Below are 13,930 nucleotides of genomic sequence, written 5' to 3'. Positions count from 1 at the left end.
CCCGCCGACGAGCGGCGGCGGGCGGAGGGCGGCTCGCTCAGGCGCGAGGGCCAGGATTGTCGGGCGTAAGCCTTACGGTAGGGCGCGTGCCAGAGACCAACCACGAGATCACCCTCGACTCGGCCCTCACCGAGGAGGCCGTGCTCGCGACCTACCGCCGGATGTTCGCCGCACTCGCGCGCGACAGCGGCGCGGTGGTGGACGAGCCCGCGCTGGTCGACATCGCCGAGACGCTTTTCGCGGCGTTCGCCGAGGCCGGCGAGGAGTGGCTGACCCACGAGCAGATGCGTCACGCCTGCCGCGCCTACCCACAGGACCAGTTCGAGAACCGGCTCCGGGTGCTCAAGGGCCTCGGCGCGATCCGCGAGGTGTTCCCCAAACCCAACCAGCTCCGTTACCGCGCGTCGTTCACCAGCGTCGTGGGGCTGATGTTCATCCGGCGGATGATGGACGACGGCGGCCAGTCGGAGATGCACCGGCTGCTCGCGCTCGAGGATCTCAACGTCGCCGACCCCCGCACCACCATGGAGGAGGCGCGCCTCAGCGCGCAGAACCTGTCGCGGGCGTTCCGGCTCTGGGCGCTGGAGCTGATCACGCTGACCAGCGGCACCATCGAGGAACTGCGCGAGCAGGCCCCCAAACTCTGGGGCACCGAGGAGATCGCCCGCAGGGCGCAGAGCCTGCACGGCACGATCCTCACCCGCTGGCCGGACCTGGACCGCATCTGCACCGAGCTCCGCGCCGCCATCTACTCCTACAGCGACGCCTCCCGCCGCGCCGCCGGACGACTGGCCGACTCCGCCGGCACCACCCGGAACCTGACCCTGCTACCGGCGGAGACCTGGCGCACCTTCGCGCAGACCGCCACCAAGGAGCGCCTGGCCACCGTGCTCGACGGCTTGGTCTTCGACGCCCCCGCCCCCTGGCACGACCCGGCGGCGATCGCCCGCGCGGTGGACGAGAGTCCCCGCCCGGCGCCCGCCCAGCCCACTCCCCCACGCTCGGCGCTGCCCGACCCCGGGCCCGCGGACTCCCACGCCCCGGAGGGCGGAGGTCTCGGCCACCTGACCTCCGTCGCCGAGGCCGCGCTCGCCGGACGCGCCTCCGCCCGTCTGGAGGAGCTGCTCACCGCCGACGGTGAATGGGTCTCCGCCCGCCGTCTGCTGGCCGATCTCGTCTCGATCGACCTGCGGCCCGAATCCCCCTACCGCCTGCGCTGGTCGGACTCCCTCACCGCCGCCCCCGACGCCGAGCCGGCCTGGCTGTCGCACGGCCACCTGGAGAGGACGGGGCAGTGACACCCGAGGCGGCACACGCGCGGGCCAGGGCGGCGGGCCCCCTCCCCCTCGGCGCGGGGGAGCCCGCTCCACCGGGCATGATGCGGCTGGCCCACGGCGACGGGACGGGGCTGGCGCTGCCGGCGTGGCCGGACGGGGCCACCCCCGCGCTCCTGGAGGAATACCAGGTCGCACCGGTGAACGTGGAACGGTCCGGGGAGACCCGGCGCGTGCTGGCGGCGGCGTTGAAATGCTGCTGGACCGATCTGACGACCGACCCGTGGCCGGGGACCGCGGCACCGGTGGAGGACGTGCTGTCGGCCTACCGGGCACTGATCGGCCGGGGCGACGACCTCATGCGCAGCTGGGCGGTCGGCGCGCTGCGCCGCCTGCACGACTCGGCGTGGCTGGTGGTCGACGGCGGTCTCGTACGGCTCGGCCCCCGCTGCGCCCACTGGCCCCCCGCCTCCCACGCCCAGCTCAGGGAGCTGGTGCGCCGCCTGCCCACCGGCGAGGAGGACTCCCCCGGACTGGACGTGCTCCCGGCGGCCGAGCCCGTCCCCGACGCGGCGGCCGCGAGCGTCGCCGTTCCCGAAGGCGTGGACGAGGACCTGCTCGGCCCGTTCGACGAGCGGCGCAGGGCCGAGATCGTCGCGGCGTTCATGGCGGTGGAGCACGCCGCCGAGCCGGTCCACGAGGCCCGGTTCGCCGCGCTGCGCGATCCGGTGCTCCGCCGTACTCTCACGGAGATGCTGCAGCGCCGCGGCCGGGTGCCGGTCCAGGACCGCGAGACGTGGACCTCGGGCTACGCCCCCGAGACGGCCGCCGAGACGGGCACGACACTGGGCGAGGCCGAGCGGGCGGTGCTGGTACTGGTGCTGATCCACTCGGTGGCCATCCCCCGGGCCGAGGGCCTGCTGCCCGCCGACAGCTGGCTGTCGCCGTTCCCCGCCCAGGTGGAGGAGCTGAGGCGGCACACCAGGCTCCCGATCGGAGAGCTGGAGGCGGCGCTGCGGACCCTGCGCCACGCCGGCCTGGTGACCCAGGTCAAAGCGGGTGAGGAATCCGGGGGATACACCCCGGGCCCGCAGTTCCACCGGCTGACCCCGCAGGCCAGACGCCGCCTTCAGGAAGAGCTGATCCTCGCCGCGGGGCCGCACACCCCGCTGGCCGCAGCCGTGAGAGCGAACCGTCGATAATCGATGAAGGGAAACGCAGCAGTGACCGGACAGCCGGGCCAGACGGGGAAGAGCCCGCGGAAGAACGGACCGGGTGTGCCCCGGGCGGCCGGAAGTCAGGCGAGCCTGGTGCCGGTGGAGGCGCAGAGCACGGCTCCCACGGAGAACGTGGTCGGCGACCGTGTGCTGATCGCCGTACAGGCGGTCAACATCTCCCGGCTGTCGACCCACCCGGTGCCGACCGTGCCGGGCACGCTGATCGTGGTCGCCGGCGCGGGTCCGAAGGACTCCAACGGCGCGGGCAAGTCCTCGTTCATCGCGATGATCACCGCGTTGCTCGGCGACGAGCAGTGGCGTTTCGCCTCCGGCGCCAAATCGGTGTCCGAGCTGCTGTTCAACGCCGAGCTCGCGGCGGGGGGCGGCAGCAGGTCGTGGGCCAGTGCCGACCACGGCTACATCGTCGGCGTCTTCGCCGGTGCCGACTCCATGGACGACGCGGTGACCGTGTGGCTGCGGGTCAACCAGGAGGCGCCGCACCTGGAGATCCGGTGGGTCCCGGGCGTGCGCGTCGCGGCGGCCCCCTCCGAGGCGGAGCGGGTGGCGCGGGCCGACGAGGTCTGGGCGACGCTGCCGCGCTCGGCGGGACGCCGGGACGTGGTGGCACGGGACCTGACCAGATTCCTGTACGGCGACCGGATCAGGTGCGTGTCGTTCCTGTCCACCTCGGTGCGGAGCAAGGTCGCCACGAACCTGCTGTCCCAGCCGCTCAACGAGATCTCGCCGGAGCGGGTCTTCGAGGCGATCGCCGCGCTGACCGGGCTGGACGCCGAGCTCGACCAGGAGCGGGAGGCCCGGCGCGACGAGCACGTCAAGCGTGTGCGGGCGGCACGGGCGGTGGAGCTGCTCAAGGAGTTCGAGGACGAGTCGCAGACCCTGCTCTCGACCTTCGACCGGCGTGACCGTGCCCGGGTCCGGCTGGCGGACGCGCTGCGCTGCTGGCGCGGGCGGCTGGCGCGCAGGCTGGCCGACGCGGCCCGGCGCGACGAGTCACTCGCCGCCGAGGCGGACCGGCTGCGCGCGGCGGGTGAGCGCGCCTCGGAGGCGATCAACGTGGTCAGGGCGGAGACGGCCACGCTCAAGGACGACACACTGGAGCGCGCCCTGGCCGAGGCCCGCAAGGAGCTGACCACCCTGCAGTCCCGCGCGGCCAGACTGGACGCCGACCGGGCCGTGGCGGAGAACGCGGTGGACGAGCTGCGCGGCCAGGTCCCCGGGCTGGAGGAGCGGCGGCGACTGGCCGACGGCCGCGACGTGAGGGCCGCCGACGCCGAGCTGGACCAGGCCAGGCTCCGGCTCAACGAGGCGCTGAAGGCGCTGGGCGTGGCCGACCGGGAGGTCGAGGGCGCCAGGGCCGCGCTGGACGACGCCGAGGGCGGCCCCGCGGCGGCCCAGCTCAACGCGCTCGCCGAGGCCGGCGTCGGGGCGACCGGTCTGCTCGACGCGCTCGACGTCGCCGAGCACGCGCGCGATGACGACGCGGCCTCCGATCGGGCGGGACAGGTGGCGACGGTTCTGGGCGCCCGCGGATGGCCGAGGGAGCACGCGGTGATCGTGGACGCGGCCGACCTTCCGGCCGCCGCGCGGGCGCTGGGCGCACTGCCCGGATCGGTCCTGGTCAGCGCGGCGGGGGTCACCGTCGTGGGTTCCTTCGAGGCGGTGGCCACCGGCAGGGAGGCCCGGATCAAGGCCGCCGAGCAGCGGCTGCACCGGGCCCGCGACGTGCAGGAGACCGCCGCCGGAGCCGTACGGGCCGCCGAGGACGGGGTGGCCGAGGCCGGTCGGCGGCTGGAGGGGGCCAGGGCCGCCGTGCAGCTCGCGGACATCGAGCGGCGGACGGCCGAACGGCGCGGCGTCCTCGCCGAGCTGGTCGAGGCCCTGGCCGAGATCGGGCCGAAGGTGGGCGAGGCCGAACGCCGGGCGGGCACGCTGGACTTCCGCACCCGGACCAGGAACATGGAGGTCGAACGGCTGGATGCCCGCCGGGCCCGGCACGAGGCCGACCGGGACCAGGCCAGGGACCAGGCGGCGAAGGTCGCGGCCGATCGAGACGCCCTCGGCGTGGACGCGCTGGCCGGAGAGTGGGGCGGCACGGTCGAGGGAGCCCGTGAGTGGCTGGAGGCGCTGAGCGAGCAGGAGCGCCCGCTGACAGCCGAGGAGTGGTGGCGGGCCGCGGAGCGCCGTCTCGACGAGGCACTGCGCGACACCTTCCCGGGCGAGGACGAGGAGATGCCCGAGGAGCTGCGTTTCCTGGTCCGGGAACGGACCGAGCCCGGGGCCGGGCGCACGGCGCGCGAGCAGGCGACGTTCCCCGGCGTGTGCGGGGCGCTCTCGTCCTACCTGCGCGGCCAGGAGGAGTACGAACGGCACCGGCGCCGCCAGATCGAGACCCAGATCGTCACCCGGCAGCGGGACCTGAACGCCGCCGCCAAGGGCGCCGAGGAGGCGGCCCAGTCCACTGCTGTGCACCGGGCGGCGCTGACTGCGGCGATCAAGGCACGGCTGGCCCGGGTGGCGGAGGAGTTCGAGAAGCTGGACACCTCCTACGGAGGCTACGGCGCGACGCTGGAGTTCCCGGTGCCGCCCGCGCCGGCCGATCCCGAACAGCGCTGGGCATGGCGGGTCACACCCAAGTGGCGCCGGGGCGAGGGGCAGGGATTCGTGCCGTACAACCGGCGGGCCAACACCGCGCTGATGGACGAGAAGGCGGTGAAGCTGGTCTGCGCGGCGGCGATCGCGTCCTCCGGCGGCGGGCACCTGTGCCTGGTCCTGGACGAGCTCGGCCGCAACCTCGGCAAGGAGCACCGCAGGGAGGCCGTGGCGCTGTTCCGCCGGATCGGCGAGACCTACGGGATCACGGTGATCGGCGCGCTCCAGGACGACATGGAGCCCTACGCGGTCGACGCCTGCGGCCAGTACATCAAACTGCGCCGTTCCTCCGACGCCATGCCGTACAACGAGCCACCGGTGATCATCGGTCATGATCGCCATTCCGAGCGAGTGCGTGCCCTCGCCTCGGTGGTAAGCAGATAGCCTCGGGCAAGGGCTGTGCGAGAGGGAGGGGATCGGTGTCGGTTTCACCATTGGAGCAGGAACCGACCCAGGCCGACCTCTACCGGGCCATGGCGCTGGCCCTGCGCGTGGGTGAGCTTCTGCTCGGCAGCGGAGAGGCGACCGAGACGGTGTCCGGCACCATGCGCAGGATCACCAACGCGTACGGCGTGCCGCACTGTGAGGCCGACGTCAACCTGTCGGCCATCACGCTGTCGTACGTCCCCGCGGACGGCAGCGTGCCGGTGACCGCCGAGCGCAGGGTCCGTCGCCGCCTGCCCGACTACGACCGCCTGATCGCGGTCCACGACATGGTCGCGGAGTCCTCGGCGAAGGCGCTGCCGCTCGACGTGGCCGAGTCCCGGCTGCGGGAGATCACCCGGCGGGTGCGGGTCTATCCCAACTGGTTCCTGGTCACGGGGCTCGCACTGGTCGGTGCCTCGGCGAGCATCCTGGTCGGCGGCGGCGTGCCGGTCGCGGTGACCGCGTTCGCCGCCACCGTGCTGGGCGACCGGGCCAGCGCCTGGCTGGCCGGCCGGGGCGTGGCGGAGTTCTTCCAGCTGGCGATGGCGGCGATGCTCGGCTCGCTGGTCGCGGTGCTGCTGATCTCCTTCGGCGCGACCCTGCGCGCCGAAGCCGTGGTGGTCGGCGCCGTCGTCGCGCTGCTCCCCGGACGTCTGATGGTGGCCTGCGTGCAGGACGGCATCGCCGGCGAATACGTCACGGCGACGGCCCGGCTGTTCGAGGTCTTCTTCATCCTGACCGCGATCATCTCCGGAATCGGTGTCACGCTCTACGCGGCGGTCCGCCTGGGCGTGCCGCTGAGCGTGGAGAACGTGCCGGCCGCACCCCTGGTGCTCAGACCGGCGCAGCTCCTCGGGGCCGTAGGGGTGACGTTGGCGTTCGCCATCGCGCTGCTCGTGCCGCCCCGGCACCTGCTCGCGGCGTCGCTCGGCGGCGGGCTCGCCTGGGTGGTCTTCGTGCAGCTCTACGTCTGGCATGTCCCGATCATCCTGGGGACGGCCGTCTCCGCGGGTGTCGTCGGCCTGTTCGGCAGCGCCTACGCCAGAGTGACCCGGGTGCCCTCGATGGTGCTCACGATTCCGGCGATCGGCTCGCTGCTGCCCGGCACCGCCCTCTACCGGGGCATGCTCGAACTCAACCTCGGCCATGCCGACGCGGGCCTGGCCAGCCTGCTGCAGGCGCTGTCGACCGCCCTCGCCCTGGGCGCCGGAGTCATTCTCGGCACGGAGATCCTGCGCGCGATCACCGGCTCCGACCTGACCAGGCGGGTGCGCCGGCCGGGCGCCCGCAGGCCGTTCGTCATCCGCCCGGCCGCCCGCCGCACCCGCGGTTACTGACCTGGAGTGTCGCTTCCGACGGCTCCCGTCAGGCGACCACGGAAAGGGTGGAGCCGTGGCGGTCCTTGCGGACCCGTAGCTGGGCGGGGACGCGGGTGCGCAGTTCGGCGACGTGACTGACGATGCCGACGGCCCGGCCGCCGTCACGCAGACCGTCGAGGATGTCGAGCACCCCGTCGAGGGTGTCCTCGTCCAGGGTGCCGAAGCCCTCGTCGACGAAGAGCGTGCCGAGCTCCACCCCGCCGGCCTCGGCGGTGACCACGTCGGCCAGGCCGAGGGCGAGCGCCAGGGAGGTGATGAAGCTCTCGCCCCCCGACAGGGTGGCCGGGTCGCGGTCCGCGCCGGTCCAGCCGTCCAGGATGCGCAGGCCGAGCCCGCCGCCGGACCTGCTGCGGTCTCCCGCCGAACGACCGAGGTTGTGCTCCAGGAGGTAGCGTCCGCCCGACATGTGGTCGAGCCGCTCGTTGGCCGACTCGACCACCTGGCGCAGGCGTTCGCCGAGCACGTAGGACGACAGCCGCATGTTCCACTGGTTGTCGCTGGAGTTGCCTCCGGTCAGGGCCGCGAGCCGGTCGGCGAGGCGATGGCGCTCCGCGGCGGGCAGCCAGCGCTCCAGGCACTCCTCCAGCTCGGCGCGGAGCGCGGCCAGCCGGGCCTGGCGCGTCTCGGCCTGGTGCCGGGCCGACAGCAGGCCCGCGTGGGCCGCGTCGGCCGCGTCACGGGCACGGCGCAGCCCGTCGAGGTCGGGCTCCGGTTCGGCCACGGCGGCGATCAGCTCCGGGTCGGTCAGCACGGCGGTGACGGCGGCACGTTCCTTGTCGAGCTCGCGGAGGCGGGTGGCCTTCTCCCCCTGCTCCGCGGGAGGGCGAACCGCGGCGCGGGCGTCGTCGAGGCCCAGGAATCCCGCCTCGACGACGGCCGCCTGGGCACGGGCCCGGGCCGTCGCGAGTTCGCCGGCGGTGACCAGCTCCTCCCGGGTGGCCTCGACCGCCTCCCTGAGCAGTTCGGCCTCGTCGGACAGCCGGTCCAGCCTGACGGCCAGGGTCGGGTCCTCGCCCCGGGCCTCGTCGATGCGTGCGGTCAGCCGTTCGGCCTCGGCGGTGAGCTTCCGCACATCCGTACGGCGGGCGGCCAGTGTGACCGCGAGCTCGCGGGAGCGCTCCTGAAGCTCGGTGATCTCACCGGCGATCCGGCCGGCCTCGGCTGTCAGCGCCGGCTCGGTCCCGGCCGACTCGCGCAACCGGGCCAGGGCCTGCTCGGCCTCCCGGAACCCCTGCTCGGCGTCCTCGACGGTGAGATCGGTCTGCTCGGCCGCATCGCGGTGGGCGGTGGCGAGGCCGGCGGCGTGGGAGGCCGCGATGAGGGCGGCACCGAGCAGGACCACGTCCTCGGTGAGGCGGTCACGGCGGACCTGGACGGTGGGATCGGCGCCACGGGCCTCGTCCAGACGGCCGGTCAACCGGTCGCGTTCGGCCTGCCATCCGACCTGACGGGCCCGGCCCTCGGCCAGCAGCCGGGCGGTCTCCGCAGCCCTGGACCTCGTATCGTCCAGCTCGGCCGCGACACGGTCCGTCTCCGCGCTGAGCGCCGCCTCACGGTCGGCTGCGGCTGTCAGCGCCGCGAGCTCCCGCCCGGCCTCGGCGAGGATCTCCTCCGCCTGGTCGGCGGCCAGCTCACCGGCGACGGCGGCGGCCTCCTCCAGACGCGAGGTCAGGGCGGCGACGGTGTGCTCGGCGGCCCGGCGCCGGTCGTCGGCGGCGTCGTAGGCACTCTGGGCGGCGCGTTCGTCCTCGGCGGTGGGAGCCTCGTCCGCCGGGGCAGCCGGGGCCGGGTGGTCGGGCGAACCGCAGACCACGCAGGGTGCGCCGGGGGCGAGCTTGCGCGCGAGTTCGGCGGCCATGCCGTCGATCCTGGCCTGGCGGAGGTCCAGGTGACGGTCGCGGAGCCGCTGGGCGTGGTCGGTGGCCTCGGTCTGGGCGGTGCGCGCGGTCTCCAGCTCACGGTGGAGGCCGTCGCGCCGCCGGGCGGCGTCGCGGCGCGCGGCGGCCGTTTCGGTGGCCGCCCGCGCGGCGGGGATCCTGGCCGCCTGTTCCCTGACCACGGCCAGCCGTGCCGAGGCCTCCGCCAGCGCCACGGGCAGCTCCTCCTGGGCCGCGCCGAGGGCGGACTCCTGAGCGGCCGCGTCGCGGAGTTCGGCGTCGAGCGCGGCCAGCAGTCCGGCCAGCTCCGCGAGCCGGGTCTCGTCGGCCCGGAGTCCCTCAAGGCCGGCGAGCTCCTCGCTGCGCGCACGCTCGTGTACGGCGAGCAGCTCACGGACCTCGGCCCCGTCCGGAGCAGGGGGCGCGCCGTCGCGGGCCAGCCCGGCTGAAGGGGCCGCGGGCGGGTCGTCGTCGGCCGTCGGGGCCGGGGATCCGGCAGGAAGATCGTCGCGGGCACCCGTAGCCGGGACGTCGTGGACGGCCGGGGCCGAGGACCTGGAAGGAAAACCGTCGCGGACGCCCGCAGCCGGGACGTCGTGGACGGCCGGGGCCGGAAGCCCGGCAGGAAGGGCGTCGCGGACGGCCAGTGCGGAGAGCCTGACCGCCAGGTCGGCACGGGCGGCGGCCAGCTCGGCGGCGAGGTCGTCGCGGTGCCCGGCCGATCGCAGGCGGGCGACGGCGGCCTGCTCCGCCGACTCGGCGGCCGGGATGCGGGCGGCGTCCAGACGTGCGGCCGTGAGGCGGGTGTCCACGTCGTGCCGGAGGCCGGGGAGGAGAGCAAGGCGGGCGTCGGTCTCGGCCTGGGCGGCGGTCAGTTCGGTGATCTCCCGACCGGACTTCTCCCGGTCCTGGACGATCCTCACCAGCCGTGACTCCTCCTCACGCAGCTCGCCCAGCCGGGTGATCTCGCGCTGGCGGTCACGCTCCAGCAGGGCCAGGCGGTCCGGGTCGGCGTCCTGGTCCCCGCCGCGCAGGGGAAGCGCACGGGCGAGGGCGTCGGCGGCCAGCCGGTGCGCCTTGGCGGCCGCCTCGGCCCGTTGCTCGGCTCCCTGGATCAGGGGCAGCACCCGGTCGGCACGGGCGGCCTCGGCCAGGATGACCTCCAGGTCCGCCCGTTCCTCGGCACTCTCCTCCAGTACCCGGCTCCGGGCGAGTGCCTCGGCGTGACGGCGGCGCCGCTCGGCCAGCGCGGCCCCGTCCTCCAGCATGGTGCGTGCCCGCCATACCGCGCTCTCGCCCTCGCCGTGGTCCCGGCTCATGGCGGAGAGGGCCCTGGCGGCGAGCTCCTCCAGTGCCCTGGCCCATTCCAGCGGGTCGTCCTCCGCCGAGACCGCGGCGGGCGGCTCGGCGTCGTCGCCGGGGAGGTCGAAGAGCTCCACCGGGCCGGTCTCCGCGGAACCCGGAGCCGCGACGGGGGCCGCCGGCGTCGTGTCCGTCTCTGCGGAACCCGGAGCCGCCGCGGCGGGGGCCGCCGGCGTCGTCTCCGCGGAACCGGGGAACTCCGGGGATCCGCCCGCGGCCAGCGCGGCCGGCAGGTCGGGGCCGGCGGCCTCCTCCAGCCGCTTGACGGCGAAGTCCACCTCCTTGCGGAGGGCCTGCTGCTCGCGGTGGGCCTCGGTCCGCCTGTCGGCCAGCCAGGATTCGGCGGCGGCGTAGACCCGGACGGAGAAGAGACGCTCCAGGACCTTGCGGCGGTCCTCGCCGTCGGCCCGCAGGAATCTGGCGAAGTCCCCCTGGGGCAACATGGCGACCTGGAAGAACTGGTCGGCGTTCATGCCCAGCAGGGTGCCGATGAGCTCTCCGGCCTCGTCGACCCGCGTGGTCAGCCCGCGCCACTCCCCCGAGGGGGTGAGCTCCTGCAGGAGGGCCTTCTCGTTCTCCCTCGTGGTGCCGGTCCCTCTGAGTTTGGGACGCTGCCAGGCGGGCGACCGGCTGATCTTCAGCCGCCGTCCCCTGACCGTGACCTCCAGCGCCACGCTGGGCCCCCGGCCCGGCGGCGCGTGGTCGCAGCGCAGGCTCTTGGCGCTGTCGCGCTTGCCGGGCACCCTGCCGTAGAGGGCGTAGCAGAGCGCGTCCAGCACGGTGGTCTTGCCCGCGCCGGTGGGGCCGTGAATGAGGAACAGCCCCGCCTCGGCGAGGGCGTCGAAGTCGACCTCCTCGTCACCGGGGAACGAGCCGAACGCGCTGATCCACAGACGGTGCGGGCGCATCTACGCCATCGCCTCCTTGGTACGGCAGGCCTCCACGGCCTCCTGGATCAGGCGGATCTCGTCGGCGTCGGCGGCCTCGCCGCGCACCTCCCGGACGAAGTCGAGGGTGACGTCGAGCTCGGGACGCCCGGCCAGCTTCGGCCGTGCCACGGTCTCGCGGATGCCGCCCTCCGGTTCGAAGAAGAGCGTGAGGGTGTGCTCGAAACGCGACCGGAGCCGCTCCATGGCGCCCTTCGGCCGGATCGGGTCGGTGAGCGTCACCTGCAGCCAGTGGCTCTCGTAGGGGGTGTGCTCGGCCGAGGACAGCAGGTCGTCGAGACGGCCGCGGAGCCGGTGGACCGGCCGGGGCACCGGCGCCTCGGCGAACTCCGCGGTCACCTGCCCCGCGGGGCCGAGCTCCACCAGCCAGGAACCCTTCAGCTGGCCTGCTTCGGAGAAGGAGTAGGCGATCGGGGAGCCGGAGTAGCGGACGGTCTCGGTCATCCGCTGGCGTCCGTGGAGATGGCCCAGCGCCACGTAGTCGACGCCATCGAAGGCCGAGACCGGGACGTGCGCCACCCCGCCGACGCTGATGTCGCGCTCGCTGTCGCTGGCCTGCCCTCCCGTCACGAATGCGTGGGCCAGGACCACCGCCCGGGGGCCCCGTCTGCTGAGATCGGCGCGAACCAGGGACATGGCGTGGCCGATCGCGGCGGTGTGGGTGCGCGCGGGCAGCTCCCAGGGTTCGCGGACCAGTTCGGGCTCCAGGTAGGGGATGCCGTAGAACGCGACGTCGTCGATCACCACGGGCTCGCCGACCCGTTCCGGGTCGGTGCGCAGGTGGACGCCCGCGGCGTCGATGAGATCGGCGCCGAAGCCGAGCCGGCGCGCGGAGTCGTGGTTGCCGCTGATCAGCACGGTGCGCACGCGCTCGTCGACCAGCCGCCGCAGCGCCTGGTTGCACAGGTCCACCGCGTCGACCGAGGGCAGCGCCCGGTCGTAGACGTCGCCGGAGACGACGACCACGTCGATCCGCTCGGCCCGTACCGTCTCGATCAGGTGGTCGACGAAGGCCCCCTGGGCGGCCAGGAGGCTCTCACGGTGGAACGAACGGCCCAGATGCCAGTCCGATGTGTGCAGCACGCGCATGTCGCTTGAAGCTAACAGGCCTCAGCCACAAATGCGCCCACTCTGATCACACCGGTCCCTCTCTCTGTCGCGAAATCCCCGGGATGGGTACCCTGGATGATCAGAGGGAACGATACCGGCATACGGTCCTCACGGAGATGGGCGACGAGCGGGGAGCGGATCGGCGTGCAGGTTGGCCGAGGCGTGTTGAGCGTGGCCGCGGGTTTGGTCCTGCTGGCTCTCGCGATGGTGGGCTACACGCTGCCTCCTCCGTTCGATCCACCTCCGCTGACCACGGATCCGGTCTTCCAGACCCTGCCCGCCCAGCCGCCCGCCGAGGTGAAACGCCCGCCCCCGGCCGCGCAGATCACCACGCAGGACATCACGGTCGACGTCGGGGACATCACCCTTGAGGCCACAATCCGCGCGCCGCTCACCCCCGGAAGGCATCCCGCTCTGGTCTTCGTCCAGGGCGCCGGGCCCGGTGCCCGGGGCGAGTTCACCACCCAGGCCGAGGCGCTGGCCAGGACGGGGATCGTCACCCTCACCTACGACAAGCGGACCGTGCGCTACGACTTCCGCAACCGCGACTTCGACCTGCTCGCCGACGACGCGCTACGCGTCCTGGAACGCCTCCGCCTGCGTGCCGACGTCGACCTGGCCCGGACCGGGCTCTGGGGGGTGAGCGAGGGGAGCTGGGTGGTTCCGATCGCGGCCGCCAAGAGCGCCGACGTCGGGTTCACCGTGCTGGTCTCCGCGCCCAACGTCTCCCCCATGCGGCAGGTCACCTGGGCGATGGGCGAGCAGCTCGACCGGCTGCACGCGCCCACCGGGGTACGGGATCTGATCATCCGGGCGATGAGCGCGGTCCACATGAACTTCCTGCGTTACGACGGCCTGCCCGCGCTGCGCGGGATCCACCAACCGGTCCTCGCCCTGTACGGCACGCGCGATCCGTCGATCCCGTTCGTGGAGAGCAGCCAGGCGCTCACCGCCGCGCTCGCCGAGAGCGGCAACAGCGACTACACGATCCGCTATCTCGCCGACGCCGACCACGGCATGCGCATCCATGGGGGGCCGTTCGCCCCGGGTTATCTGGAGACGCTGTCCAACTGGGTCAGGGGCCTGCCGGGTACGGCCAGGCCGGCGGTGCACATCGCGGGAGCCACTCCGGTCCAGCGCTACGAGGCCAGCGAGGTCCCCAACGCCCCGTGGTACGCCGGGGGCACGGTGCTGGGCCTTGCGCTCTGCCTGGCCGCCGTCGGGTACGTGGTCGGCCCGGTGACCGAGATGGTGCTACGGCTGCGCGGCCGGCAGCTGCCCGCCGATGTCAACGTGCTGATCTGGCCGCCCATCCGGCGCCGGCTCCGCAGGATGGCGTGGACCGGGCTCGGGCTGCTGGTGTCGGTGCTGGCGTTCATCACGGTGCTGGTGCTGTTCTCGGTCAACCAGGCGGGAGCCTGGCCGGCGGTGCTCGGCGGATGGCTGGTCATCCGGATCCTGGCCGCGCTCATGCTGCTGCAGGAGGTCACCACCGTGGCCGCCGTCGTCTCGGGGTTGCGGGAAGGCTGGGAGCCCAGCCGTCCGCAACGGGCCGCGGTCGCCGGAGTGCTCGGCAGCACCGGCCTGCTCCTGGTCGCCGCGGCCTACTACAGCCTGTTCGCCTTCCCCTGGTGACCGGTCGCGAAGATCGGAAACGCGTCGGCCGCC

General features: G+C 73.9%; 7 protein-coding genes. 5 read left to right on the top strand and 2 right to left on the bottom strand.

Annotated elements, in window-relative coordinates; all coding sequences use genetic code 11:
- The first annotated feature begins 86 nt into the window (after positions 1–86).
- Genes OHA77_RS34885 through OHA77_RS34870 form a run of 4 tightly spaced genes read left to right on the top strand, consistent with a single transcriptional unit; the run spans position 87 to position 6,924 of the window.
- Positions 87–1,298 carry a hypothetical protein gene (locus OHA77_RS34885; protein WP_326823947.1) on the top strand — a complete coding sequence of 404 codons (1,212 nt, stop codon included), beginning with the start codon at positions 87–89 and terminating at the stop codon, positions 1,296–1,298.
- Positions 1,295–2,476, top strand: coding sequence for a hypothetical protein (locus OHA77_RS34880; RefSeq protein WP_406313552.1), 1,182 nt, complete (start codon positions 1,295–1,297; stop codon positions 2,474–2,476). The genes OHA77_RS34885 and OHA77_RS34880 overlap by 4 nt, the downstream gene beginning before the upstream one ends.
- Positions 2,477–2,497: 21 nt before the next feature.
- Positions 2,498–5,545, top strand: coding sequence for a chromosome partitioning protein ParA (locus OHA77_RS34875; protein WP_406313551.1), 3,048 nt, complete (start codon positions 2,498–2,500; stop codon positions 5,543–5,545).
- A 35-nt stretch (positions 5,546–5,580) separates the two neighbouring features.
- Entirely contained in the window at positions 5,581–6,924 is a 1,344-nt protein-coding gene (locus OHA77_RS34870) for a threonine/serine exporter ThrE family protein (protein ID WP_406313550.1), read from the top strand.
- A gap of 28 nt (positions 6,925–6,952) precedes the next feature.
- On the opposite strand, the gene OHA77_RS34865 is transcribed toward OHA77_RS34870, so the two are convergent.
- On the bottom strand, positions 6,953–11,113 hold the full coding sequence (locus OHA77_RS34865) for an AAA family ATPase (protein WP_406313549.1): 4,161 nt from the start codon (positions 11,111–11,113) through the stop codon (positions 6,953–6,955).
- Positions 11,114–12,241, bottom strand: coding sequence for an exonuclease SbcCD subunit D (locus tag OHA77_RS34860; RefSeq protein WP_406313548.1), 1,128 nt, complete (start codon positions 12,239–12,241; stop codon positions 11,114–11,116).
- Between the two features lie 192 nt (positions 12,242–12,433).
- On the opposite strand from OHA77_RS34860, the gene OHA77_RS34855 reads away from it, so the two are divergent.
- Positions 12,434–13,897: an alpha/beta hydrolase family protein gene (locus tag OHA77_RS34855; protein ID WP_406313547.1), complete on the top strand. Its 1,464-nt coding sequence runs from the start codon at positions 12,434–12,436 to the stop codon at positions 13,895–13,897.
- Positions 13,898–13,930 lie beyond the last annotated feature (33 nt).

It is taken from the genome of Streptosporangium sp. NBC_01639, assembly GCF_045209755.1.
Lineage (GTDB): Bacteria > Actinomycetota > Actinomycetes > Streptosporangiales > Streptosporangiaceae > Streptosporangium.
The sequence above is the reverse complement of the archived record's forward strand: the minus strand, read 5'-3'. Positions and strand labels throughout refer to the sequence as shown.